Genomic DNA, 25110 nt, shown 5'->3' on the forward strand with positions numbered 1-25110 from the left:
GCACGGCGTGTTCGCGATGTCGGCGGGGACCGATAGAGTTTCAAATGGTACGCATGTCTTGATGTCGAGCTATCTGCGGCGCGGGCATCCGTGCCCTTGCCCCTCAAGACCTTGCAGGAACGCTACGACGCGGATTGGAAGAGCAGCGTGGATCTTTACGAATATCAGGCACGAGACCTGTTTGAACAGTATGGAGTCCCGGTTCTGCCGGGCATCATCGCGGACACTCCGGAGGAGGTGCGTGCCGCGGCCGAGAAGTTGGGCGGCGTTGTTGTCGTCAAGGCCCAGGTCAAGGTCGGCGGCCGCGGCAAAGCCGGCGGCGTGAAGGTGGCGAAGACCCCCGACGACGCTGAAGCCGCCGGGCGCGCCATCCTCGGACTCGACATCAAGGGCCACACCGTCAACCGGGTCATGGTGGCCGGCGGAGCCCGTATTGCGCAGGAGTTCTACTTCTCCGTGCTGCTGGACCGCACCAACCGCTCCTACCTCTCGCTCGCGAGCTACGAGGGTGGCGTGGAGATCGAGGTTCTCGCTGTCGAGAAGCCCGAAGCGCTCGCCTACACGGCCATCGACCCGATTGCCGGGATCGACCTGAACACGGCCCGTCAGATCGCGGTCGACGCGAAGTTCCCGGCCGACCTCGTCGACAAGGTCGCACCCGTCTTCGTGCAGCTCTACAACGTATTCACCGGTGAAGACGCGACCCTGGTCGAGGTCAACCCGCTCGTGCTGACCGAAGAGGGCGACGTCATCGCCCTCGACGGCAAGGTCACGATCGACGAAAACGCCGGCTTCCGCCACCCGAGGCACGCCCTCCTCGAGGATGCGGCCGCTGCCGACCCGCTCGAGGCGAAGGCCAAGGAGAACGACCTCAACTACGTCAAGCTCGACGGCGAAGTGGGCATCATCGGCAACGGCGCCGGACTCGTGATGAGCACCCTGGACGTCGTCGCCTACGCCGGCGAAAACCACGGCGGCGTCAAGCCTGCCAACTTCCTCGATATCGGGGGCGGAGCATCCGCCGAGGTCATGGCCGCCGGTCTCGACGTCATCCTCGGTGACCCGCAGGTCAAGGCCGTGTTCGTCAACGTCTTCGGCGGCATCACCGCCTGTGACGCTGTGGCCAAGGGCATCGTGGGCGCGCTCGCCGAACTGGGCAGCGCCGCCAACAAGCCGCTCGTTGTGCGCCTCGACGGCAACAACGTCGAGGAAGGCCGTCGCATCCTCACCGAGGCCAACCACCCGCTCGTCACACTGGCCGCCACCATGGACGAGGGTGCCGCCAAGGCCGCCGAACTCGCCCACGCCGCGAAGTAAAGGATTTTCGAACATGTCAATCTTCCTCAACAAGGACTCCAAGGTCATCGTGCAGGGCATCACCGGCGGTGAGGGCACCAAGCACACCGCCCTCATGCTGAGGGCCGGCACCCAGGTCGTCGGCGGCGTGAATGCTCGCAAGGCCGGCACCACCGTCGTGCACGGCAGCGTTGAGCTGCCCGTGTTCGGCACGGTTGCCGAGGCGATCGAAAAGACGGGCGCGGATGTCTCCATCGCATTCGTGCCGCCGGCCTTCACCAAGGACGCCGTCATCGAAGCCATCGACGCCGGCATCCCGCTGCTCGTCATCATCACCGAGGGTGTGCCCGTGCAGGACTCGGCCGAGTTCTGGGCCTACAACAACGCCAAGGGCAACAAGACCCGCATCATCGGTCCGAACTGCCCCGGCATCATCACCCCCGGTGAGGCGCTCGTGGGCATCACGCCGGCGAACATCACCGGCAAGGGCCCGGTCGGCCTCGTCTCCAAGTCGGGCACCCTGACCTACCAGATGATGTACGAACTGCGCGACCTAGGCTTCTCCACCGCCATCGGCATCGGCGGCGATCCCATCATCGGCACAACGCACATCGACGCGCTCGAGGCGTTCGAGGCTGACCCCGAGACGCTCGCCATCGTCATGATCGGAGAGATCGGCGGCGACGCCGAGGAGAAGGCGGCAGAGTACATCAAGGCCCACGTCACCAAGCCCGTTGTCGGCTACGTAGCCGGCTTCACCGCCCCCGAGGGCAAGACCATGGGCCACGCCGGCGCCATCGTCTCCAACGGGGCCGGAACCGCCCAGGGCAAGAAGGAGGCCCTCGAGGCCGCCGGGGTCAAGGTCGGCAAGACGCCGAGCGCGACCGCCACCCTGCTGCGTGAGGTCCTCGCGGCGCTGTAACCGGCATCGCTGCACAAGCACCGAACGACAGGGCCCGCCTCACCAGGCGGGCCCTGTCGCGTTGTCGGCCGCGGCCGACGAGCCTGCCTGCCGTGCCTCTGCCTGCCGCCTGCCGTGCCTCTGCCGCCCTGCCTCTGCCGTGCCCGGGGCCCGAACGAATTCGACGGAGATTTTGGTCAGAACCGGCCCGAAATATCTGTTCCAGCCTGGATCGAGCAAAATCTCCGGCGAATTCGTCAGCGCGCGGCGGGGGGCAGGGGAGCCGGGGCGGCGGAAACGGTAGGCTCCGATCGGATGAAACGCTTAACGACCGCCCTGCTTGCCGCGCTCGACGCGCTCATTGTCGTAGCCATCGGGGTCGGCATCGCGCTCGTTCCGCTCACGGTTCTGTGGGCCACGCAGTTCGACATGGCCGTCAACTGGCTCGTGTTCTGGCGTGCCGCGGTCGACGTCTGGCTCGTCGGCAACGGCGTCGACCTGGTCGTCCAACTCGACCCGACCCTCGTCGCCGCCCTGAACCTGCCCGGCTCGGACGCCGCGTTCCCGATCACGATCGCACTGCTGGGCTTCGCGCTGATGGCCGTGCTCTTCGGCTTGCGCACCGGCCGCCGGGCGGCGGAAACCCCCTACCGCTGGGTCGGGGTGACGGGCGCCATCGCCGGTTACGCGCTGCTGACCGCTCTGCTCGTGCTGTCGGCCGGCACGGATGCCGTGCGCCCCCAGACGGTACAGGGTCTGGTTCTGCCTCCGCTCATCTTCGCCGCCGGCGTTTTGATCGGCGCCGGCCAGGGTCAGCTGGACCGCCTGATCGGCAGCATCCCCGGCCTGCCCGGCCGCCTCCCGGGAGTCGTCCGGGGCGCGGGCCGCGGCGCAACCGGCAGCAGTGCCGACAGCGCCGGCAACGTCGCCAGCGTCAGCGGTTCCGGCGCCGGCAGCAGCGCCGGCAAGAGCGTCCACGGCCTCAATGGCACCAGCAACACCAGCAACACCAGCAGCAACACCAGCAACATGGGCGCCGCAGCCGGCCTGCTCCCGGTCGCGGTGCGCGCGGGCGCCGCCGCGGCGCTGCGGAGCGGAACGGCCGCGGCCGCCGGTATCCTCTGCGTCTCTGGGATCACCGTTTTCGTGCTGATCCTAACCAGCTACGCCACCATCATCGGACTCTACGAGACCGTGCAGGCAGGCGTCCTGGGCGGCATCGCGCTCACACTCCTGCAGCTTTCGCTGATCCCGAACCTGGTTATCTGGGCCGCGGCCTGGTTTGCGGGACCCGGCATCGCGGTAGGCGTGGGCACCAGCGTGTCCCCGGTCGGCACCTCGCTCGGCGCCGTACCGGGCCTGCCGATCCTTGGCGTGCTGCCGCAGGGCAGCCTGGCGTTCGGGTTTGTCGGCCTGCTCGTGCCGCTGCTGGTCGGTTTCCTCGCCGCCGTCATCCTGAGGCAGCGGGCGACCGCGGATGTTCCTCCTTCCATCTCGGAACGGCTCCTCACGGGCCTCGGCACCGGGTTCGTCGCCGGTGTGCTTCTCGGGCTGCTGGCCTGGTGGTCGGGCGGAGCTCTCGGCCCGGGCCGTCTTGTCGAGGTCGGCCCGAACCCGCTGCTGGTCGGGGCGTTGGTCGCGCTCGAGGTCGGCATCGCGGCCTGCCTCGGTCTCCTGACTCCCGCGCCCACGGTCGGCGAGAACGGCTCCGGGCGCGGTGCGACGGGCGAAATGCCGGGAACGAAGCCGGGCACGAAGCCGGGCACGAAGCCGGCAACCGCTTCACGTGCGGCGCGCAGTGGGGATACCGGGGTCGGTCGTCTCCTCGGCCGGCTGCGCGACGCGCTCCCTCGCCGGTAGGCTTCTCCCGTGCTGAACTTGGTCGTACTGATCTCCGGCGGGGGATCCAACCTTCGCTCCCTGCTCGAGGCCTGCCGCGACGCCGAATACCCGGCCCGCGTGGTGGCCATCGGCTCCGACCGGGACGCCGACGGGCTCGTGCTCGGCGAGGAATACGGCATCTCCACGTTCACGGTGCCGTACACGTCGCATCCGTCCCGGGAGGCCTGGGGCGACGAGCTCCTCGCGCAGATCCAGCAGTGGGACGCCGACCTCATCGTGCTCAGCGGCTTCATGCGCCTGCTGCCGCCCCGGGTGGTGGCGGCGCTGACCCCGAACCTGCTCAACACGCATCCGGCCTACCTGCCCGAATTCCCCGGGACGCACGGGGTGCGTGACGCGCTCGCCGCCGGGGTCGCCGAAAGCGGCGCCAGCCTGATCGTGGTTGACACCGGCGTCGACGACGGACCGATCATCGCGCAGGAACGGGTGCCGGTGCTGCACGGTGACACCCAGGCATCCCTGCACGACCGCATCAAAATCGTCGAGCGTCGCCTGCTGGTGCAGGCCGTGCTCGATATCGCCAACGGACACGTCGATCTCAAGGAGTATCCCCACATATGAGCGGTCCCACCTACGCCCCGAGCCTGTACCGCCACCGCGACGTCGTGCCCGTGCAGCGCGCCCTCATCTCGGTGAGCGACAAGACGGGTCTGGTCGAACTGGCCGCAGCTCTCGCGGCGACCGGCGTCGAAATCGTATCGACCGGTTCAACGGCCGCCTTCATCCGCGCCGCCGGCCACGACGTGACGGATGTCTCCGCCGTCACCGGCTTCCCCGAATCCCTCGACGGCCGGGTCAAGACCCTGCACCCGGGAGTGCACGCCGGTATCCTCGCCGACCTGCGCCTCGAGGCGCACGAGGCGCAGCTCGCCGACCTCGGCATCGCCGCATTCCAGCTCGTCGTCGTGAACCTGTACCCGTTTGTCGAGACCGCCCTGTCGAGTGCGGTCCCGGCCGACGTGATCGAGCAGATCGACATCGGCGGCCCGGCCCTCGTGCGCGCCGCGGCCAAGAACCACGCCAACGTCGCCATCGTCGTGGACCCCGACAACTACGACGAGATCATCGCAGCCGTCGAGGCCGGCGGCACCCCGCTTACGCTGCGCCAGAAGCTGGCCTCGCTCGCCTTCGAGCACACCGCCGGCTACGACCTGAGCGTCTCCGCCTGGTTCACGGAGAACGTCTACGACCAGTGGCAGGACGACGCAGCGGCCCTCGACGAGGAGATCCTCGAGGAGTTCGACGCCGTGATCGGCGACGCCCTCTCCGAGGAGATGCCGTTTCCCGAGACCCTTGTCATCGAGGCCACCCGCAGTGCGGTGCTCCGCTACGGCGAGAACTCGCACCAGGCCGCGGCCCTCTACCTCGGTGAGGGCGGACAGGGCATCGCGCAGGCCGTGCAGCGCCACGGCAAGGAGATGTCGTACAACAACTACGTCGACGCGGATGCCGCCGTGCGCGCCGCCTACGACTTCGTCGCACCGGCCGTCGCCATCATCAAGCACGCCAACCCCTGCGGCATCGCCGTCGCCAACCCCAAGGCGCCCGACGCGATCGCCTCCGCGCACCACCGCGCGCACGACTGCGACCCGATCTCCGCGTTCGGCGGCGTCATCGCGGCCAACCGCACAGTCACCCTCGGCATGGCCGAGACCGTCAGTCAGATCTTCACCGAGGTGCTCGTCGCCCCGGGTTTCGAGCCGGCCGCGTTCGAGCTGCTCAGCGCCAAGAAGAACATCCGCCTGCTCGAGCTTCCGGTTGACTACCACCGATCCTCGCTCGAACTGCGCCAGATCTCTGGCGGCCTGCTCGTGCAGGAGTCCGACACGTTCGACGACCTCGACTCGTCGACCTGGGCCCTCGCGGCCGGCGACGAGGTCGACGCGGCCACCCGGGCGGACCTCGAGTTTGCGTGGAAGGCCTGCCGCTCCGTGAAGTCGAACGCCATCCTGCTGGCGCGCGGCGGGGCATCCGTGGGCGTCGGAATGGGCCAGGTCAACCGGGTCGACTCCTGCCACCTCGCGGTGCTGCGGGCCGGCGACCGGGCGGCCGGCTCGGTCGCGGCCTCGGACGCGTTCTTTCCGTTCGCGGACGGCCTGCAGGTGTTGCTCGACGCGGGCGTCACCGCTGTTGTGCAGCCCGGCGGCTCCGTGCGCGACGCCGAGGTCATCCAGGCGGCCGCGGATGCCGGCGTCAGCATGTACTTCACCGGGGAGCGCCACTTCTTCCACTAGGCGTTCATCGGGGCAGCCCCGGTGCGGCCACGGAATCTGGCACGATTGAAGGAACCGTGGCTTCGCCAGACCCGTCCCGGCAGGAAGGAACGCCGTGCCAGACCTCGAGGGATTCATCCAGACCGGCTACCTCGTCGCCCTGGCGGTCGCGGTCGTGGCCGCGGTGGCGATCACGGCGATCGTCGCCCTGGTCTTCCGGGTGGTGGGCCGGAAGGAAGCCTGGGCGCGCACGCTGGTCGGCCTGGTCAGGGTGCCGTTCCGGTTGACGCTGCTGGTGGGCGCGATCTGGACCGTTAACACGCTGTTCCTGCAGACCTCCGAGGGGATCGAACGACTGGTCGACTTCTTCTTCCGGGCCCTCTTCATCGCCGCGTCCACCTGGCTGGTCTGCGCGCTGCTCTACTTCTTCGAGGAGGTGGCGGCCGCCCGCTACCGCATCGACGTGCGCGACAACCGCGTCGCGAGAAGGGTGCGTACCCAGCTGCGGATGCTGCGGCGCATCGGCGTCGTCGTGATCGTCATCTGCGCGATCGGGGCAGTGCTGCTCAGCATCCCCGGCGCCGCGACCCTGGGCGCGAGCCTGTTCGCCTCAGCCGGTCTGCTCAGCGTCGTGGCCGGCCTGGCCGCGCAGTCCACTCTCGCGAACGTGTTCGCCGGCATCCAGCTGGCCTTCAACAACGCCCTGCGGGTCGACGACGTGGTCATCGTCGAGACCGAGTGGGGCAAGATCGAGGAGATCACCCTCACCTACGTGGTCGTGCACATCTGGGACGACCGCCGCATGGTGCTGCCGTCGACCTACTTCACCACCAACCCGTTCCAGAACTGGACCCGGCACAACAGCGAGTTGCTCGGCGCGGTCGAGTTCGACCTCGACTGGCGTGTCGACCCCGCCGGCATGCGCGTGGAACTCGACCGCATCGTCGCGCAGACCGAGCTCTGGGACGGCCGCGTGGTCGTACTCCAGGTGACGGATGCCGTGGGCGGCTTCGTGCGCGTGCGCGTGCTGGTCTCCGCCGCCGACGCTCCCACCCTGTTCGACCTCCGCTGCCTCGTGCGCGAGAACCTGATCGACTGGCTCAACACGCACAACCCCGAGGCACTGCCGGTGGGACGGATGGAACTGCGGCGGGAACCCCCGCGTGCGGAGGTTCCCGCGCGCGCCGCGCCGTCGGCCCACCCCGTCACCGCGCCCATCGGGCTGTTCTCCGGCGACGAGAACGCCAAGGCGCGGGCGGCCGAGTTCACCGCGACCATCCCCGTGCAGGAGGGTCCGGCCGAGAAGCGCTGACGCGCCGCCGGTCACGACGCGCAGTCGGGGAGTCGCGCGGCTATTCTGGTGCAGTCGACGCGTCACGATCGCGGCGGCACAGCCAGCCCACAAGGCCGACCAGCGAGGAGAACCACCCCATGACGCTCACGCACCCCACCACCTCGCTGGATGCCCTGATCGGCCTCCCATTCACGCACGAGCGCGTGTTGATCACCACCGGCATCCGTTCGGGCCTCGTGATCACCGTGGCCGTGCACTCCACCCGGCTCGGCCAGGCCCTCGGCGGCGCCCGCCTGTGGCAGTACGAGAACTGGACGGATGCCGTCGCCGACGCCCTGCGCCTGTCCGCGGCCATGACGCTGAAGAACGCGGCCGCCGGGCTGAACCTGGGCGGCGGCAAGTCCGTGATCCACGTGCCGCTCGGCACCGAGTTGAGCGAGGCGGAGCGGCGTGACGTCATGCTCGACCTCGGCGACGCCATCGAAAGTCTGGACGGCGCGTACATGACGGCCGAGGACGTCGGCACGAACGCCGAGTCGATGGCCATCGTGAAGGAACGCACCGACCACGTCTGCGGTCTCCCGGCCGCCAGCGGGGGCGTGGGCGAACCGGCCGACGCGACCGCGGCCGGCGTCTACGCCAGCGTGCTCGCCACCCTCGACGCCCTGTTCGGCAGCCGCGAGGTGTCCGGCCGGCACATCGTCATCTCCGGCCTCGGCCAGGTCGGCGGCCGCCTTGCCGGCGAGCTCGCCGCCGCCGGGGCACGCCTCACGGTCAGCGACGTCAACCTGGGCAAGCAGCAGGTCGCCGCCAGCCTCGGCGCGACCTGGGTCCCCGTCGACGAGGTGCACCACGTGCCGGCCGACCTGTTCGTGCCCTGCGGGCTCGGCGGGGTGCTCACCGCCCGGGTGATCGGTGAACTCAATGTGCTCGGGGTGGTCGGGGCCGCCAACAACCAGCTCGCCCAGCCGGAGGGTGCCGCCCAGCTGGACGCGCGGGGCATCCTCTGGGCACCCGACTTCGTTGTGAACGCCGGCGGCGTCATCTACCTGGCCCTGGCCTCGGAGCCGAACGCCGACCGGGCCGTCGTGACCGAGCGGGTCGCCGCGATCGGTGATGTCGTCGCGCAGATCTTCACGGATGCCCGCGAGCAAGGCATCACAACGCTCGCCGCCGCCGAGCGCCTCGCTGCCGCGCGGCTGGACGCCGCCCGCCCGCGGTAGCCGCCCCGGGCGGCTCCCCGGTCGCCTCGCTGGCGCTGCGCGCGTGCTGCGCCGCTCCGCGCACGGCACGCCACGCGCGGAGCGGCGCATGACCGGCGCGCCGAATCCGAGCCACCCATCTCCGACTTCGAGAAGCTCGAGGGCTGCGTCACCTGCCTGAGCGTACGGGTGCGCTGAATCCCGATCCCCGAATTCGGCGCTTGCGCCCGAGGCCCCGGAACCGTAGTCTGAAAAGCTGCCTGATCAGGGGGGCACAGCTCAGACACCACGCGCTCAGGAGGCCGACATGACCAAGACAGCACCGTTCACGATCGCAACGTGTGCGAACGACGGCGCGCGCCTTGGCGCAGCCACCTCGTTCCCGCGCGCCGCTTAGCCTGCCCCCTCCCGCGATCTCCCGCCCCGCCTCGGGCCTGACTCCGGGCCGCTGACACCCAGCGACCGGCTCCGCCCCGCAGGCCGGCAGCCATGCTGCCCCCGGAAGCTACGGCTTCCACCCCCGCCGACCGACGTGCTCGTCGTCGGCCTCCCGGCGCCGCGCGCCGACGTTCACTGGAACCAGACTCGTTCAGGACTCACTCGTGACCACGCTCACCGACCACAGCCATCCGCCCGACCCCGACCCCGCAGCGGGAACCGACCCCGTTGCCCTGCCCCGGAGGAACACCCTCCAGGTGCTGCTGCGCCTCTACCCCTTCGCCCGGCCGGCCCTGCCGCGGCTGGCCCTCGGCATGCTCGCCGCCCTGCTGGCGGCGCTTGTGGCGCTCACCATCCCGCAGGTGCTGCAGCGCCTCGTCGACGGTGCCCTGACTCAGCAGGACGCCGCCCAGATCTGGCCGGCCGTCATCGTGGTACTCGCCCTCGGCGTGATCGAGGCGGTGCTGATCGCACTGCGCCGCTGGTTCGTTCTCGGCCCCGGCACCCACATCGAGGCGCGGATGCGCAACGCGCTCTACGCCCGGCTGCAGGACCTCCCGGTCACATTCCACGACAAGTGGCCGAGCGGCCAACTGCTCTCCCGCGCCGTCAGCGACCTCAACCTGATCCGCCGCTGGATCTCGTTCGGCCTCGTGCTGCTCATCGTGAACGTCGTCACCGTTGTGATCGGCGCCGCCATCCTGGTGTCGATGAACTGGATCCTCGGCCTCATCTTCCTCGTCTGCTCCGTGCCGCTGTGGATCGTCGGCTACCTGTTCGAGGAGAAATACTCCGTCGTTGCGCGGCGCAGCCAGGACCAGGCCGGCGACCTCGCGACGGCCGTCGAGGAGTCGGTGCACGGCATCCGGGTGCTCAAGGCCTTCGGGCGCGGCAAGTTCGCGTTGAAGAATTTCTCCGACCAGGCCGAGAGCCTGCGCGGCACCGAGATTGAGAAGGCGCGCGCCATCGCCGGCATCTGGCTGTGGCTGCTGATGATCCCGGATGTGGCCTTCGCCCTCTGCCTCGTCGCCGGTGTCTGGCTGGCCAGCCAGGGCGAGTTCAGCGTGGGCGGGCTCGTGGCCTTCTTCGCCACGGCCACCGTGCTGCGCTGGCCGATCGAGTCGGTCGGGTTCCTGCTGTCGATGACCTTCGATGCCCGCACCGCGACCGACCGGTTCTTCGACGTGCTCGACGCGCCGAACGCCATCACCGACCCCGAGCATCCCGTCACCGTCGACCGGCCCCGCGGCCGCCTCGCGTTCGAGAACGTGCACTTCCGCTACCCCGACTCGCCGAGCCGCTTCCCGGACCTGCTCGACGGCGTGGACCTGGTGCTCGAACCGGGGGAGACCATGGCGCTCGTTGGTCTGACCGGCTCCGGCAAGTCCACCCTGACGGCGCTCACCACCCGCCTCTACGACGTGACGGAGGGGGCGGTGACCCTCGACGGGGTCGACGTGCGCTCCCTCGGCCGCGAGGAACTGCGTCGCCACCTGTCGATGGCGTTCGAGGATGCGACGCTGTTCTCGGCATCCGTGCGCGACAACGTGCTGCTCGGCCGTCCGGAGTGGGCCGAGCGCTCGCCCGAAGCGGATGCCGCACTCGAGGAGGCGCTCATGGTCGCCCAGGCCGGCTTCGCCCACGACCTCCCGGAGGGCGTGGACACGCTCGTCGGAGAGGAAGGGATGAGCCTCTCCGGCGGCCAGCGGCAGCGGATCGCGCTCGCGCGGGCGGTGGCGGCGAAACCCGCCGTGCTCGTGCTCGACGACCCGTTGTCGGCGCTCGACGTGAACACCGAGTCCCTTGTCGAAGCCGCGCTGCGCGAGGTGCTCTCCGCGACCACGGCGCTGATCGTGGCGCACCGGCCGTCCACCGTGATGCTCGCCGACCGGGTGGCGCTGCTCCAGAACGGGCGTGTCACCGCGATCGGACGGCACTCCGATCTACTCCGCGAGAGCGAACACTACAAGTTCGTCATCTCGAGCCTGGAAGACGAAGAACGACGAGAGTCCGCACGAGAGGAGGCGGCGCGATGACCGTCACCGGTGTCGAGGGCGAAGACCGCAGCAACTTCACCGCCGCGGAGAGCAAGCAGATCCGGGGCCGGTCGCTGCGCCTGCTCGGGTCGCTGCTGCACCCGGTGCGCTTTTCGGTCCTCGCGGCAATGCTGATCGTGGTCGTGTCCACGGCCGCGCAGGTGGCCGGCCCGGCCCTGATCGCGTTCGGGATCGACCGCGGTCTGCCCGCGCTGATGGAGCAGGACTGGGTGCCGCTGGCCGCCACGGGGGTGGTCTACCTCGCCACGGGTGTGGTCGGGGCCATCCTGATCGCCTGGTACACGATCATGTCGGCGCGGATCAGCCAGGCCGTGCTGATCGACCTGCGCAAGAGGGTCTTCCTGCACACGCAGCGGCTGAGCCTCGAATTCCACGAGTCGTACACCTCGGGGCGCATCATCTCCCGGCAGACCAGCGACCTCGACGCCATCCGGGAACTGCTGGATTCGGGCATCAACCAGCTCGTGCAGGGGCTGCTGTACATGGTGTTCACGGCGATCGCCCTGTTCCTGCTCGACGGTACGAGCGGGCTTGTCCTGCTCGCGTCGATCGTGCCGTTGGCGCTGCTCACCCGCTGGTTCCAGGTGCGCTCGCAAACGCTCTTCCGCCGGTCGAGAACGGCGTCGGCGAGCCTGATCGTGCAGTTCGTGGAGACCATGACCGGCATCCGTGCGGTCAAAGCCTTCCGGGCGGAGAAACGCAACGAGAAGGTGTTCGGCGAACTGGTCGAGGACTACCGCAAGGTGAATGAGCGGGTCATCCAGCTGTTCGGCATCTTCGATCCGGGTCTCGTGTTGATCGGGAACGTGGCCGTCGCGGTCGTTCTCCTGGTCGGCGGGTTCCGCGTCGTCGACGGCCAGCTCTATATCGGCGCGCTGCTCGCGGCCCTGCTCTACACCCGCCGGTTCTTCGACCCGATGGAGGAGATGGCGATGTTCTACAACTCCTACCAGTCGGCCGCCGCGGCGCTGGAGAAGATCTCCGGGGTGCTCGAGGAGCATCCCGGAGTGCCGGACCCGGTGACGCCGGTCGACCTCTGGGCGGCAAAGGGTGCGGTCTCGTTCGAGAACGTGCAATTCGAATACCAGAGCGACCGGGTCATCCTGCCGCAGTTCGACCTGACGATCCCGGCCGGGCAGACCATCGCCCTGGTTGGGTCGACCGGGGCCGGCAAGTCCACCCTGGCCAAGCTGATGGCGCGTTTCTACGACCCGTCGATGGGTCAGGTGACCCTCGACGGCGTCGACCTGCGCGACCTGCACCCCAAGGACCTGCGCCGAGCGATCGTCATGGTCACCCAGGAGGCCTACCTGTTCAGCGGTTCGGTCGCCGACAACATTTCGATCGGCAAACCGGATGCGTCGCCCGCCGAGATCGTGGCGGCGGCCCGAGCGGTCGGCGCGCACGACTTCATCGCGGGGCTGCCGAACGGGTACGACACCGACGTGAACAAGCGCGGCGGGCGCGTCTCCGCCGGGCAGAGGCAGCTGATCTCGTTCGCTCGGGCGTTCCTGGCCGACCCGGCGGTGCTCATCCTCGACGAGGCCACCTCGAGTCTGGACATCCCGAGTGAACGCCTCGTGCAGCAGGCGCTGCAGACACTGCTCGGGGGACGCACCGCCGTGATCATCGCGCATCGCCTATCGACTGTGGCGATCGCCGACCGGGTGCTCGTGATGGAGCACGGGCGCATCGTGGAGGACGGCACGCCCGACCACTTGATCGCCGGCACCGGCCGGTTCGCGCAGCTGCACGCCGCCTGGCGCGACTCGCTGGTGTGATCGGCGACGCGACTCGCGGCGCGAGCGGTTAGGCGAACCCCCAGGCCTTCTCCTCGTCGCTCGAGTCGTCGGAGAGCGGCGTGCCCGTCAGGGGGCGGTTGGAGGCGACCGGTCCGAGCGGGTGGTAGCTGGGATCCCGCGGGATCGCGGGCGATTCCTTGAGTTCGACGAAGATCGCGTGCGTCGGCGTGCGGCCGATGTTCACGCCGGCGTGCTCCTGGGCCGGCAGCCAGCGGGTCTCGCCGGCGGGCAGCTCGACGTCGATTTCGCGGCCTTCCGACGACAGGCGCCGGGCGTAGGCGCTGAGCGTGATCATGACGCTGTCGGGATGCTCGTGGGGATTGGTCTCATCGCCGGGAGCGTCGAGGAACTCGAGCACGCGAACGCGGTCGTTCTCAAGCAGTACTCGGTAGGCGCCCGGGTCGGTGACGACGGGATCGAGGGCGGTGTGTGCGGCTGTGCTTTCGCTGTCCATGAAAAACGGTAGCATCCGGCGCAGCCTCGAACCAAGCATTGCGGGCAACCCCGGGCGGTGATCGCTATGCGGGGCTCCAGCGCGCCGCCGCGTAATCGATGCGGTAGCCGTATGCCCCGGCCTTCAACGGGGTGCCCTCCGCGGTGTAGTGGGGGAGCGCGCGCTCCTCGTGCCCGATCGGCGGGCGTCCGCCGGCCCGGATCACACGCCACCAGGGCAGCGCGGCGCCGTGGCGCGCCATGATCTGCCCGACCAGGCGGGCTCCACGGGAGCCGAGCACGGCCGCGACATCACCGTAGGTCATCACGCGACCGGCCGGGATCGACTCCACGATTCCGAGAACGTGCGTGACGAAGGCAGGTTCCCGGGTGCCGGCATCCGTCATCGGCTGCGAGTCAGAGCTGCAATGCGCCGATAATCTCGCCGTAGACGGTTTGGCCGATGTCGCTGAAGCCCAGGCGGTGGAAGAACGACTCCGGCCCCTCTTCGCCGGGTTCCCAGATCACGGTGATGTGGTCGAAGCCGCGCTTGCGGGCCTCGGCGGCGAGTGCGTCTGCGGCGAACTTGCCGACACCCTTGCCCTGGGCCTCCGCGTCCACGTTGATGCGCCAGATGCAGGCACGGAATTCTTCGTGCGGTGAGTCGGGGTCAAAGTTTCCGTGAATGAAGCCGGCAACCTCGCCGTCCAGCAGAACGACGCGCTGCCAGGCGGTAGCAGGGTTGATGACGGACGCCGCGACCGCGTAGGAGACGGGGGCGATGAACTGCTCCTGACCCGGTTTCAGGCTCAGGCTGTTCGCCGCGACGATGTTGCGCGCGGACAGTTCTTCCAGTCGTAGTTCACCCATGCGAACAGGCTAACGTGCACCGGAGCCGGCCGGTAGTCGGGTTTTCGGACGACAGGGCGTGGGGGGTGGCCCCATCCGGAAGATCCGGAAACTGTCTCGATGTCAAGATAGTTACGTCGCTCCACTAGAATCGGTGTGGCTATTCTTGCCCCCCCCGATATTCTGAGGAGATTTCCATTGGCGAAGATCAAGGTTGAAGGCACTGTCGTCGAGCTCGACGGGGACGAGATGACCCGCATCATCTGGCACGCGATCAAGGAGACCTTGATCCACCCGTACCTCGACATCGACCTCGAGTATTACGACCTGTCGATCCAAAAGCGCGACGAGACCGACGACCAGATCACGATCGACTCGGCCCGCGCCATCCAGAAGCACGGCGTCGGCGTCAAGTGCGCGACCATCACGCCCGACGAGGCGCGCGTCGAGGAATTCGGCCTGAAGAAGATGTGGGCGTCGCCCAACGGCACCATCCGCAACATCCTCGGCGGCACCATCTTCCGCGAACCCATCATCATCTCGAACATCCCGCGCCTCGTGCCGGGCTGGAATAAGCCGATCATCATCGGCCGCCACGCGTTCGGCGACCAGTACAAGGCCACCAACTTCCGCTTCGAGGGCGAGGGCACGCTCAGCATGACCTTCACCCCGAAGGACGGCTCGGCCCCGCAAGAGTTCGAGGTATTCCAGGCCCCCGGCAGCGGCGTCGCGATGGGGATGTACAACCTCGACGACTCCATCCGCGACTTCGCCCGCGCGTCGTTGAACTACGGCCTCGAGCGCAAGTACCCGGTCTACCTGTCGACGAAGAACACGATCCTCAAGGCTTATGACGGCCGCTTCAAGGACATCTTCCAGGAAATCTTCGACGCCGAGTTCAAGGCCCGCTACGACGCGGCCGGCCTCAGCTACGAGCACCGCCTGATCGACGACATGGTCGCCTCTGCCATGAAGTGGGAGGGCGGTTACGTCTGGGCCTGCAAGAACTACGACGGCGACGTGCAGTCGGACACCGTCGCGCAGGGCTTCGGCTCGCTCGGCCTGATGACCAGCGTGCTCTCCACGCCTGACGGCAAGGTCGTCGAGGCCGAGGCCGCGCACGGCACCGTGACGCGCCACTACCGCCAGCACCAGCAGGGCAAGGCCACCTCGACCAACCCGATCGCCTCGATCTATGCCTGGACCCGCGGCCTCGCGCACCGCGCCAAGCTTGACGGGAACCCGGCGCTCGCCGAGTTCGCCAACACGCTCGAAGACGTGGTCATCAAGACCGTCGAGAGCGGCAAGATGACCAAGGACCTCGCGCTTCTCGTGGGCCCGGAGCAGGCCTTCCAGACGACCGAGGAGTTCCTCGCGGCCATCGCGGAGAACCTCCAGGCCCGCATGGCCTAACCCGCAGCGACAGGGCGGCAGTCTCACCCCCCCCCCCCCCCCCCCCCCCGNCCCCCCCCCGGGGTGAGGCTGCCGCCCTTTTTTAGGCGTTTTTCCGGGTTTTCCCGGCCCTGAGGGGAGGCTTTCCTTGCTGGCGGTGGCCGGCGAGTGAGGCAAGAATATGACCATGTCGTCTCTGGTCGCCGCCGTTCGTCGTTACCCGCTCGTCGCCACGACCGTGCTGCTCGGGCTCATCGGCGCGGTGCTCGCCCTGGGCGGTCAGACGGATGCCGTGCGCTGGCTGTTCAGTGGATTCGGCCTGCTGGTCGCCGGTTACGAAACGATCGGCATGGTACGACGGCTGCTGGGCGGCACCCTCGGTGTCGACGTGCTCGCGATCACGGCCATCGTCGCCACGGTGCTGGTGGGCGAATACGTGGCCACCCTGATCATCGTGCTGATGCTCACCGGAGGCGCGGCCCTCGAAGACTTCGCCGTGAACCGGGCCAAGCGCGAGCTCGACGCCCTGCTCCGGCGGGCCCCGCAGATCGCGCACCGGCTCGGCGCCGGCGCCGGCACCGGCACCGATACCGACACCGGCACCGATACCGATACCGATACCGATACCGACACGGGAAACGGCGAGGTCGAGGACGTGCCGGCCACCGACGTGCGGCCGGGCGACCTGCTTCTCGTTCGCCCTGCCGAGATCGTGCCGGTCGACGGCGCTCTGGTCTCAGTCAGCGCAGTCTTCGACGAGTCCTCGCTCACCGGGGAGAGCCTCCCGGTCGAGCGCGAAGCCGGCGACGCCGTGCTCAGCGGGTCGATCAACGGCCAGGCTGCCGCCACCATCCGAGCCACCGCGACCGCCGCGGACAGCCAGTACCAGCAGATCATCGCGCTGGTCGAAGAGGCATCGGCCAGCAAGGCCCCCGTGGTGCGCCTGGCGGACCGCTACGCCGTGCCGTTCACTGCGGTCTCGCTCTCGATCGCCGTCCTGGCCTGGATCGTCAGCGGCGACCCGGCCCGGTTTGCCGAGGTGCTGGTGGTGGCGACCCCCTGCCCACTCCTGATCTCCGCACCGGTCGCCTTCATGGGCGGCATGAGCCGGGCCGCCCGCAACGGCATCATCGTCAAGGGCGGTGGGGTGCTCGAAATGCTCTCTCGGGCAAAAACCGTGGTCTTCGACAAGACCGGCACGCTCACCCACGGCAGCCCCACCATCGCCCGCGTGCTTCCCGAGCCCGGCTTCGACGAGGACGAGTTGCTCGTACTCGCCGCGTCCGCGGAGCAGTACTCGTCGCACGTGCTCGCGGCATCCGTGATCGCGGCGGCCCGGACCCGCGGGCTGGAGCTGATCGGGTCGGAGACCGCGAACGAGGTTCCCGCGCACGGCGTCGTGGCCCGGCTGGGCGCCCGCGAGGTCACCGTGGGCAAGCTGTCGTTCATCCGGGAACGGGCGACGGATGCCGTGGCCGCCCCGATCGAGGGCGGCGAACTGGCCATCTACATCGCCGTCGACGGGCGCTTCGCCGGCAGCATCGTCGCCAGTGACACGCTGCGGGAGAACGCACCGCAGACTCTGGCGGATCTGCGGGCGCTCGGCCTGCGGGACACCGTGATGCTCACCGGCGACGCTCGGCCCACCGCCGAGCACATCGCGGCGCTGGTGGGGATCGAGCAGGTGCAGGCGGACTGCCTGCCCGCCGACAAGGTCAACGCCGTGCGTGGCCTGGCCCACCGCCCGGTGATCATGGTCGGCGACGGGGTGAACGACGCACCCGTGCTGGCCGTCGCCGACGTCGGTATCGCCATGGGAGCCCGCGGGGCCACGGCCGCGAGCGAATCGGCCGACGTCGTCATCCTGATCGACGACCTGACCCGCGCGGCCCGCGCGGTCGCGATCGGCCAGGACACCATCCGGATCGCGCTGCAGAGCATCTGGCTCGGCATCGCTCTGAGCCTCGGCCTGATGGTCCTGGCCGCGTTCGGCTTCATTCCCGCCACCGCGGGAGCACTATTGCAGGAATTCGTCGACCTGGCCACGATCCTGAACGCGTTGCGGGCGATCGGCGGCCGCCGGGACGCCTCGGTGCAGGCCCAGATCGCCGCTCGCAAGCCGGCGGCGGCCGGCGCGCTGAGTCGCTGAGTCGCTGAGTCGCTGAGTCGCGTCACCCTACTGTGCTGGATGCCCCCAGTTTAGGTGTCAACGCGTGCAAGTTGCACAGTCTGAGGTCGAATTCAGCTAGCTTCAAGTTCATGTGCCTCCGTTGGGGGTCAACCTTTCGTCGTTGAACGGATTGGATGATGCACGTGAACTCACGAAATCGGCATTTCTCACCCTGGGACCTCGACCCCCGGCCGCCGCGCGCACTGTGCAGGGCCACCGCGGTGGCCCTGACCGTCGGGCTGGTGGCTACCGCGGCCCTCGTCGGCGGCACCGTCGCAGCCGGCGCCGCACCGCAGCAAGCTCCGCGGTTGGCCATTGAAAAACCGGCCACCGCCTTCGAGGCCGGCCGCTACGTCGTCACGCTGGCCGCCAGCGCGGTCGCCGCCTACTCCGGCGGCGTCGCCGGTTTCGACGCCACCAAGCCGGCCCCGGGCCGGCAGCTAGACGCGAGCTCGAAGAACGCGACCGCTTACGCCGCGCACCTCGCAACCGAGCAGAGAAGGGTCGCCGCGGCCGTCGGGGTAAGCGTCAGCGTCTCCTACACGACCGCACTCAACGGATTCGCCGCCGAACTCACCGCGGTCCAGGCCGCCGCGCTCTCCGCGAACCGAGAGGTTCTCGCCGTCGAGAAGGACGCGATCCGCCGGGTCACGGCGCAGTCCTCGACCGACTTCCTCGGGCTCGGTGACGCCGCCGGCGTCGGCGGGGTCTGGGACGCGGTCGGCGGCGTTGACGCGGCCGGCGCCGGCGTCGTCGTCGGTATCATCGACACCGGCATCGCCCCGGAGAACGGGTCCTTCGCCGGCGACCCCCTCGGCACCGATCTCGGCGACGCTCCGTTTCGCACGGCCGACGGCGGCATCCGCTTCGGCAAGTCCGACGGCGGCACCTTCACCGGCGCCTGCGTCGTGGGTGTGCAGTTCACCGCAGACGACTGCAGCACCAAAATCGTCGGTGCCCGGTACTACGTCGACGGGTTCGGCGCCTCCCGGATCGGTGCCGAAAGCGTCGGCGAGTACCTTTCGCCGCGCGACGGCGACGGCCACGGCTCACACACCGGCGGCACCGCAGCCGGCAACCACGCCGTCGCCGCGTCGGTCGGTGGCATCGACTTCGGCACCATCTCGGGCGTTGCGCCCGCGGCGAAGATCGCCGCGTACAAGGTCTGCTGGTCCGGCCCCGACCCGGTCAGCCAGGACGACGACGGATGCGCCACCAGCGACCTCCTCTCGGCGATCGACCAGGCCACGGCCGACGGTGTCGACGTGATCAACTTCTCGATCGGCGGCGGTGCGGCCCAGACCACGGTCTCCGCCACCGACGTCGCCTTCCTGGGCGCGGCATCCGCCGGCATCTTCGTGGCGGCGTCGGCCGGTAACGCCGGTCCCGACGCCTCCACGCTCGATAACGCGTCGCCGTGGATCACCACCGTGGCGGCCAGCACCATTCCGAGCTACGAGGCCACCGCCACCCTCGGCAGCGGCCCTGCCTATGGCGGCGGCTCGATCACGGTCCCTGCCGTCGGCGTGACCGGTGCGCTGGTGCGCGGTGACCTCGTCGCCGCCCGGCGCGGAACAGACCCCTTGCTCTGCGGGCCGAACTCGCTCGACCCGGCCAAGGTGACCGGCACGATCGTGTTCTGTCAGCGCGGCGTCTATGACCGGGTCGCCAAGTCCGTCGAGGTGAAGCGTGCCGGGGGTATCGGCATGGTGCTGGTGAACAAGACGGCCAGCTCGCTCGACCTCGACCAGCACGCGGTGCCGACGGTGCACCTCAACGCCGAAGCGTTCGCCACGGCCTTCGCCTACGCAGGCACCACCGGGGCGACCGTGACACTCACGCCGGGCAATGCGCTCGGGACCACTCCGCCCGCCCCGCAGGTCGCCGGGTTCTCCTCGCGCGGACCGATACTTGCCGACGGCAGTGACATCATCAAGCCGGACGTCTCGGCGCCCGGGGTTGCGATTCTCGCCGGCGGTGCCAACGCTGCGGGCGCGGCAGGCACGTACCAGTTCCTGTCCGGAACGTCGATGTCGTCGCCGCACGTGGCGGGCCTTGCCGCCCTCTACCTGGGCCAGACGCCGAGCGCGAGCCCGGCCGAGGTGAAATCGGCCTTCATGACCACCGCCTACAACACGGTCACCGGCTCCGGCGCTGCCGTGACCGACCCGTTTCTGCAGGGCGCCGGCCACATCGACCCGACGAAGTTCTTCAGACCGGGACTCGTCTACCTGAACGGGGAGAGCGACTGGATGTCCTACATCAAGGGCGCCGGCTACACCGGGGGCGGCCTGGACGCCGTCACCGCGGTCGACCCGTCGAACCTCAACCTGGCCTCGATCGGCATCGGTTCGCTCACCCGGCCGGAGACGATCACCCGCACGGTGACGTCGACCCAGGCGGGCACCTTCGACGCCTCTGTGTCCGGCCTCGCCGGCATCGACGTGACGATCGAGCCATCCACGCTGACCTTCGGCGCGGCAGGGGAGACTCAGTCCTACACGGCGACGTTCTCCCGAACGGATGCGCCCGTCGACACGTTCGCGACCGGCTCGCTCAGCTGGACCAGCGGCGCGACCGTCGTGCACAGCCCGGTGGCGGTCAAGCCCGTCACCCTCGAGTCGCCGATCACCGCCGACGGAACCGGTCTGGCCGGCTCCGTCGGCATCCGCGTGACGCCCGGCACGACCGCCGACATCCCCCTGGCGACCGACGGCCTCGCGGCCGGCGTGCTGCTCAGAGAGAAGAAGGGCGGCCCGGGCAAGGCCTACACCGGAACGGGGCTCCCCGGAACGGAGATCGTCTTCACCGTGCAGGTTCCGGCGGGAACGGTGTTGCAGCGCTTCGACCTTGATTCACTAACCGACGCTGCCGACCTTGACCTGGTGGTCAACCGATTGAGCGGCAAGGGCGGCACGCCGATCGAAGGCTGGCAGTCGGCCACGGCGGCGACGGACGAACACGTCGACCTGCTGAACCCGACGGCCGGGTACTACCAGGTTGTCGCGTCGGTCTTCAGTGGCACCGACCGGTACGACCTGACCACCTTCACGGTCGCACCGGGTGCCGGCGCCGGAGCGTTCACCGTTGCCCCGAACCCTCTCCCGGGAGTGCAGGGCGTTGAAGCGACCTACACGGCCTCGTGGAGTGGTCTGGCCGCGGGCACGGATTACCTCGGGCTGGTGCGCTACGGCGACACTGGCTTCTCGACGGTCGTGGCGGTGGAGAACTAGCGGCCGCCAGGTTCGTCAGCGAGGTCGGACTCGCCCGCTGCGTCCGGCGTCGAACCAATTCGACGGAGATTTTGCGACACGAGGCCGCTTGGGAGCTGTTTCGAACCCGTTTTGGGCAAAATCTCCGTCGAATTCGTCAGGGTTCGGTTCTGGGCGGGCGGCGGACGGATACCGAGCGACGGCTTACCCTGAGGTAATGCGATTCGCACGAATGCGCCGAGGCGGCGAGAACCTCGGCGTGAGCCGGCCGCGGCTGTCCCGAGAGGTCTACGTGCTCGGCGTGATCGCGTTCTTCGTGATGGTGGGCTTCGGCGTCGTCGTGCCGGTGCTGCCCGTCTACGTGCGCAGCTTCGGGGTCGGCTACCTGGAAATCGGCGCCGTCGTCTCCGCGTTCGCGCTGATGCGCTTCGTCTCCAGCCCGTTCACCGGGCGCCTGATCGACTGGGCCGGCGAACGCGTGATCCTGGCCTCCGGCATCGGGATCGTCGCCGTTTCCAGCGGGCTGGTCGGCGTGGCCCAGAACTATCCGCAGCTGCTGCTCCTGCGCGGAGCCGGCGGCGTCGGTTCGGCCCTGTTCACGGTGGCGGCCATGACTCTCCTGCTCGGCTCCACGGCACCGGGATTCCGGGCCAGGGCCATCGGGTTCTACCAGGGTGGGTTCCTGCTCGGCGGGATGGCCGGCCCCGCGCTCGGCGGGCTCCTCGCCACGATCTCGCTCACCGCGCCGTTCTTCTTCTACGCCGCGACGCTCGCCGTTGCCGGCATCCTCGGGCTCGTGCTGCTGCGCCCGGTGCGGGGTGGGGTCGCCGCGGCCGGCCCGGCGCCCGAGCGCATCCCGTTCCGAACGGTGCTGCGGGACACCCGGTTCCGCGCGGCGTGCATCGCCAACTTCTCCACCGGCTGGAACTCGTTCGGCGTGCGCAACGCCCTGATCCCCGTGCTGGTCGTCGAGGTGCTGCGGGGTCCGACCGCCTGGACCGGCATCGCCTTCGCCTTCGCGGCCGTCGCCCAGACGGTGGCACTCGCGCCGGCCGCGCGGTTCGTCGACACTGTGGGCCGTCGCCCGGCCATCATCGGAGCGTTCCTGGTTGCCGGGCTCACCATCCTCGCGGTCCCGTTCGCGCCGAACATCATCGTGCTCACGGCCCTGCTTTGCCTCTACGGCGTGGCCTCGGCGTTCATGGGCACCGCCCCGGCCGCATCCGTCGGCGACGCGGCCGGCGCCGGTGGCGGTCGACCCGTGTCGGTCTTCTCGATGTTCTCCGACCTGGGTGCCATCGTCGGCCCGCTCGCGGCCGGGTTTCTCGTTGACAGCGCCTCCTATCCGGTAGCCTTCGGCGTCGGCGCCTTGCTGTTCTTCGCGACCTCTGTCTACGCGCTGCGGATGCCGCGGCAGGCCCGCCCGGCGTAGTCCCGCCCCGAGAGAGGTCGAATACAGCTACGAAACTGTCACCAATAAATAGTGACAGAGACTCGACTTCATGTGCGCAACGAGGTATCCTCGTAACATGACGAACCTCGCAGAAGACCTCAGGCAGGCGGCCGACGCCGTCGCGCTGTTGCGTTCCTCGCGCGCCGACCTCGCAGCCCTTCCCGACGCCGGGGCGCTGGCCGGCCAGAAGCGAATCGCATGCGCCCGCCGTCTGCTCGACACCTATGCCGCGTTGATGGCCGCAACCATTGCTGACCGTTCGCGGCCGGAGCTCGGCCATTCGGGGTTGGCGGCGCAGCAGGGGTACTTGTCCCCGGAAGCCCTGATCCAGAACTGGACAGGCTCGTCCAAGGGTGACGCCTACAAACTGGTCGCAGTCGGCACGATGATGGCCGACACCGAGGCGGCCGAGAAGCTGGTCAAGGAGGCGCTCTCGTCGCCCGACACGGATGCCGCCGAGGTTGCCGAATTCGTCGCGAAGGTGCCGTGGCACGCGCCGATCGCCCGGGCCGTCACCGCCGGCACGCTCTCGGTCGACGCGGCCGAGTCGATCCGCGCCGGCCTCGGCCAGATCGACGCCGCCGTCACCGCCGAGAAGCTCGGAGCGGCGCTGGAGTCCCTGCTGGCCGAGGTGTCAACGTTGAACGCCGACGATGTCTTCAAACGCGCAAGACGGATGCGTGACCACCTTGACGAGGCCGGCATCGCCGCCCGGGAGAAGCAGGCCCACGACGACCGCTACCTGAAGGTCTACCGGCTCAGCACGGGAACGTGCGCCTGAGCGGCCTCTTCGCCCCCGAAGACGGGAAGTCGTGCTTTCGACCTTTGACTCCATCACCGGCCCGCGCCGCGGCGGGGTGCGATTCGTCGATAAGGAGCGGGCCGCCTGGGCCGAGAAGATGCAGGACGACCCGCGCAGCAACGAGCAGATCAACGCGGACTCGCTCGTGCAGCTGCTCACGATCGCCGGCGAGGCCGACCCCGGCCGCGTGTTCGGCGGACGACGCCCCTCGGTGCGCGTGATCGTGACCGAAAAGGCGCTCAAGACGGGGCAGACTGTGCAGGCCGGGCAGACCGGGCAGGCCGGGCCGGATCAGGCGGCCGAACCCGCCGCGCACGGGCAGATCGAGGGCAACCCCGTCCCGATCTCGCAGGACACCATCGACCGGTTGCTCTGCGACACCGGCACCCGTGGCATCAAATTCGACGAAGACGGTCAGATCATCAACGTCGGCCGTGACGAACGACTCTTCACCGAGGCACAGCGCGCCGCGATGGCAGTGCGTGACGGCGGGTGCCTTTGGGTCGGCTGCGACCGATCACCGGCCTGGAGCGAGGCCCACCACATCAGTGAGTGGCTCACGGACAATGGGTACACCGACCTCGCCAACGGAGTGCTGCTGTGCCACCCGCACCATTTGCTGCTGCATAATCAGCACTGGAAGATAACCCGCACCAAAAGCCAGTACTGGCTGCGTCCACCGGCGGAAGTCGACCCGGAGCAGACGCGTATTGTGTTGCAGAGCAAGAGGACAGGGCTGTAGGGCGGGAGTCTGGCTTTTGGTCTCGACAGGCTCGATCAGCGTCGCGGGAACCTCCGGAGGACCGGTCGCCGGTCTTGACAAGCTCGACCAGCGTCGGGGGAACCTTGGGAGGGTTCGTCACCTGGTCTGACAAGCTCGGCCGGCGTCAGGGGAACCTTGGGGCCGGGATCCTCCCGGCTCAACCCGGCTCAACCCGGCTCAACCGGGCTCAACCCGGTTCTGCACGGTTCTGCACGGTTCTGCCCGATGCGGCCGCCAGCGCCAGCGCACCGACTCTTCCCGAGCAGTTCCCGGTGCAGCATCGCGGTTGCCACGTTATCCTTCGGGAACCTCATCTCGGCCACGGCGCCGAGCACGACCATGGAGACTCCGGTCCCCTCGGCAAGCAGGATGGTGCCCAGCGGGAGGGCGGCGAACTGCGCCAGGAGCAACTGGCAGCGCCCGAGCGGGTTGGAGACCAGGAGGTCAATGGTGCCTCGGGCATCGGCGCCTGCCCGGACGTCGGCGACGGCATGCCCAACAGCAACCGGGTGGTCGTCGTCTTTCCGGCGCCGTTCGAGCCAAGGCAGCCTGACTGTGCGGCGGCCGCCGCCCTCAGTGCAGTTCTGCGCGGCCCGAGGTGACGCCGCTGACCGTGGCCACCAGGGCGAAGATCACGGCGACCAGCGGCAGGCCGAGGTCCCACCAGGCCAGCGCGGCGGCCCCGAAGACGCTGATCTCGACGATGGCCTTGCCGAACGGGTCGAGGCGGAAGACCGCCTTGGGCGAGCGGAACAGCGCCCAGAGCACAATGGCGAAGGCAGGGGCCAGGATGCCCATGAGCATGCCCGGCCACGGCAGCGGCCACGCGGTGAAGCCCCAGATGCCCAGGCTGATGAACGCGAACAATTCGAGCAGGAAGCGCACGATGTCGTTGGGGCTGGTACTGGTCGTCGCGCTCGTATCGGTCACTC

Annotated in this window: 20 protein-coding genes; 16 read left to right on the plus strand and 4 right to left on the minus strand. The window is 69.1% G+C overall.

The annotated features are described in order from the left end of the window. Positions 1 to 147: 147 nt before the first annotated feature. From sucC to E3O47_RS00130, 9 genes are all read left to right on the plus strand, one after another. Positions 148 to 1317 carry an ADP-forming succinate--CoA ligase subunit beta gene (gene sucC / locus E3O47_RS00090; protein WP_104171905.1) on the plus strand — a complete coding sequence of 390 codons (1170 nt, stop codon included), beginning with the start codon at positions 148 to 150 and terminating at the stop codon, positions 1315 to 1317. 13 nt (positions 1318 to 1330) lie between these two features. Next, positions 1331 to 2218 carry a succinate--CoA ligase subunit alpha gene (gene sucD, locus E3O47_RS00095; protein ID WP_104100903.1) on the plus strand — a complete coding sequence of 296 codons (888 nt, stop codon included), beginning with the start codon at positions 1331 to 1333 and terminating at the stop codon, positions 2216 to 2218. A gap of 294 nt (positions 2219 to 2512) precedes the next feature. Next, positions 2513 to 4057, plus strand: coding sequence for a DUF6350 family protein (locus tag E3O47_RS00100; RefSeq protein WP_174722124.1), 1545 nt, complete (start codon positions 2513 to 2515; stop codon positions 4055 to 4057). Between the two features lie 9 nt (positions 4058 to 4066). Beyond that, positions 4067 to 4660: a phosphoribosylglycinamide formyltransferase gene (gene purN / locus E3O47_RS00105; protein WP_134375393.1), complete on the plus strand. Its 594-nt coding sequence runs from the start codon at positions 4067 to 4069 to the stop codon at positions 4658 to 4660. Continuing rightward, positions 4657 to 6333, plus strand: a complete 1677-nt coding sequence (gene purH, locus E3O47_RS00110) for a bifunctional phosphoribosylaminoimidazolecarboxamide formyltransferase/IMP cyclohydrolase (protein ID WP_134419250.1) — start codon at positions 4657 to 4659, stop codon at positions 6331 to 6333. Before purN ends, purH begins: the two co-directional genes overlap by 4 nt. A gap of 94 nt (positions 6334 to 6427) precedes the next feature. After that, on the plus strand, positions 6428 to 7624 hold the full coding sequence (locus tag E3O47_RS00115; RefSeq protein ID WP_134342989.1) for a mechanosensitive ion channel family protein: 1197 nt from the start codon (positions 6428 to 6430) through the stop codon (positions 7622 to 7624). A gap of 119 nt (positions 7625 to 7743) precedes the next feature. After that, positions 7744 to 8829 (plus strand): Glu/Leu/Phe/Val dehydrogenase family protein, encoded by a 1086-nt coding sequence (locus E3O47_RS00120; RefSeq protein WP_134400968.1) that lies wholly within the window; start codon positions 7744 to 7746, stop codon positions 8827 to 8829. Positions 8830 to 9560: 731 nt separating this feature from the next. Continuing rightward, a complete protein-coding gene (locus E3O47_RS00125) occupies positions 9561 to 11282 on the plus strand; it encodes an ABC transporter ATP-binding protein (RefSeq protein WP_134419306.1) in 1722 nt (573 codons plus the stop codon). Beyond that, positions 11279 to 13084, plus strand: coding sequence for an ABC transporter ATP-binding protein (locus tag E3O47_RS00130; RefSeq protein ID WP_134419252.1), 1806 nt, complete (start codon positions 11279 to 11281; stop codon positions 13082 to 13084). The genes E3O47_RS00125 and E3O47_RS00130 overlap by 4 nt, the downstream gene beginning before the upstream one ends. 28 nt (positions 13085 to 13112) lie before the next feature. Here E3O47_RS00130 and E3O47_RS00135 read toward each other — a convergent pair whose 3' ends face one another. The 3 genes from E3O47_RS00135 to E3O47_RS00145 form a co-directional block, all read right to left on the minus strand. Beyond that, positions 13113 to 13559: a cytoplasmic protein gene (locus E3O47_RS00135; RefSeq protein WP_198411461.1), complete on the minus strand. Its 447-nt coding sequence runs from the start codon at positions 13557 to 13559 to the stop codon at positions 13113 to 13115. 64 nt (positions 13560 to 13623) lie between these two features. Further along, positions 13624 to 13944 carry an MGMT family protein gene (locus E3O47_RS00140; protein ID WP_134373833.1) on the minus strand — a complete coding sequence of 107 codons (321 nt, stop codon included), beginning with the start codon at positions 13942 to 13944 and terminating at the stop codon, positions 13624 to 13626. 10 nt (positions 13945 to 13954) lie between these two features. Further along, complete coding sequence (locus E3O47_RS00145; protein ID WP_104100191.1) at positions 13955 to 14407, minus strand: GNAT family N-acetyltransferase; 453 nt, start codon at positions 14405 to 14407, stop codon at positions 13955 to 13957. A gap of 177 nt (positions 14408 to 14584) precedes the next feature. On the opposite strand from E3O47_RS00145, the gene E3O47_RS00150 reads away from it, so the two are divergent. The 7 genes from E3O47_RS00150 to E3O47_RS16740 all read left to right on the plus strand — a co-directional run bounded on the left by E3O47_RS00150 (position 14585) and on the right by E3O47_RS16740 (position 24780). Then, positions 14585 to 15799 carry an NADP-dependent isocitrate dehydrogenase gene (locus E3O47_RS00150; RefSeq protein WP_104100190.1) on the plus strand — a complete coding sequence of 405 codons (1215 nt, stop codon included), beginning with the start codon at positions 14585 to 14587 and terminating at the stop codon, positions 15797 to 15799. A 166-nt stretch (positions 15800 to 15965) separates the two neighbouring features. Next, positions 15966 to 17927 (plus strand): heavy metal translocating P-type ATPase, encoded by a 1962-nt coding sequence (locus E3O47_RS00155; RefSeq protein WP_134419253.1) that lies wholly within the window; start codon positions 15966 to 15968, stop codon positions 17925 to 17927. 164 nt (positions 17928 to 18091) lie between these two features. After that, entirely contained in the window at positions 18092 to 21181 is a 3090-nt protein-coding gene (locus tag E3O47_RS00160; RefSeq protein WP_241986015.1) for a S8 family serine peptidase, read from the plus strand. Between the two features lie 196 nt (positions 21182 to 21377). Then, positions 21378 to 22592, plus strand: a complete 1215-nt coding sequence (locus tag E3O47_RS00165) for an MFS transporter (RefSeq protein ID WP_241986017.1) — start codon at positions 21378 to 21380, stop codon at positions 22590 to 22592. Between the two features lie 97 nt (positions 22593 to 22689). Continuing rightward, entirely contained in the window at positions 22690 to 23394 is a 705-nt protein-coding gene (locus E3O47_RS16730) for a DUF222 domain-containing protein (RefSeq protein ID WP_166785287.1), read from the plus strand. Positions 23395 to 23425: 31 nt separating this feature from the next. Further along, complete coding sequence (locus E3O47_RS16735; protein ID WP_134342223.1) at positions 23426 to 24157, plus strand: DUF222 domain-containing protein; 732 nt, start codon at positions 23426 to 23428, stop codon at positions 24155 to 24157. Between the two features lie 74 nt (positions 24158 to 24231). Then, positions 24232 to 24780 carry a hypothetical protein gene (locus tag E3O47_RS16740; RefSeq protein WP_277870362.1) on the plus strand — a complete coding sequence of 183 codons (549 nt, stop codon included), beginning with the start codon at positions 24232 to 24234 and terminating at the stop codon, positions 24778 to 24780. On the opposite strand, the gene E3O47_RS00185 is transcribed toward E3O47_RS16740, so the two are convergent. Next, positions 24752 to 25108, minus strand: a complete 357-nt coding sequence (locus tag E3O47_RS00185) for a YrdB family protein (RefSeq protein ID WP_241986019.1) — start codon at positions 25106 to 25108, stop codon at positions 24752 to 24754. The two genes, E3O47_RS16740 and E3O47_RS00185, sit on opposite strands and share 29 nt — an antisense overlap. Positions 25109 to 25110: the final 2 nt, after the last annotated feature.

Origin of the sequence: Cryobacterium sp. TMT2-17-1, from assembly GCF_004402765.1 — a bacterium.
GTDB lineage: Bacteria > Actinomycetota > Actinomycetes > Actinomycetales > Microbacteriaceae > Cryobacterium > Cryobacterium sandaracinum.

What these genes read in the sequence shown, in the direction of transcription:
- sucD (WP_104100903.1), top strand. Translation starts at nt 1,331, where the DNA reads ATGTCAATCTTCCTCAACAAGGACTCCAAGGTCATCGTGCAGGGCATC.
- E3O47_RS00100 (WP_174722124.1), top strand. Translation starts at nt 2,513, where the DNA reads ATGAAACGCTTAACGACCGCCCTGCTTGCCGCGCTCGACGCGCTCATT.
- purH (WP_134419250.1), top strand. Translation starts at nt 4,657, where the DNA reads ATGAGCGGTCCCACCTACGCCCCGAGCCTGTACCGCCACCGCGACGTC.
- E3O47_RS00120 (WP_134400968.1), top strand. Translation starts at nt 7,744, where the DNA reads ATGACGCTCACGCACCCCACCACCTCGCTGGATGCCCTGATCGGCCTC.
- E3O47_RS00125 (WP_134419306.1), top strand. Translation starts at nt 9,561, where the DNA reads ATGCTCGCCGCCCTGCTGGCGGCGCTTGTGGCGCTCACCATCCCGCAG.
- E3O47_RS00130 (WP_134419252.1), top strand. Translation starts at nt 11,279, where the DNA reads ATGACCGTCACCGGTGTCGAGGGCGAAGACCGCAGCAACTTCACCGCC.
- E3O47_RS00135 (WP_198411461.1), bottom strand. Translation starts at nt 13,559, where the DNA reads ATGGACAGCGAAAGCACAGCCGCACACACCGCCCTCGATCCCGTCGTC.
- E3O47_RS00140 (WP_134373833.1), bottom strand. Translation starts at nt 13,944, where the DNA reads ATGACGGATGCCGGCACCCGGGAACCTGCCTTCGTCACGCACGTTCTC.
- E3O47_RS00145 (WP_104100191.1), bottom strand. Translation starts at nt 14,407, where the DNA reads ATGGGTGAACTACGACTGGAAGAACTGTCCGCGCGCAACATCGTCGCG.
- E3O47_RS00155 (WP_134419253.1), top strand. Translation starts at nt 15,966, where the DNA reads ATGTCGTCTCTGGTCGCCGCCGTTCGTCGTTACCCGCTCGTCGCCACG.
- E3O47_RS00165 (WP_241986017.1), top strand. Translation starts at nt 21,378, where the DNA reads ATGCGATTCGCACGAATGCGCCGAGGCGGCGAGAACCTCGGCGTGAGC.
- E3O47_RS16730 (WP_166785287.1), top strand. Translation starts at nt 22,690, where the DNA reads ATGACGAACCTCGCAGAAGACCTCAGGCAGGCGGCCGACGCCGTCGCG.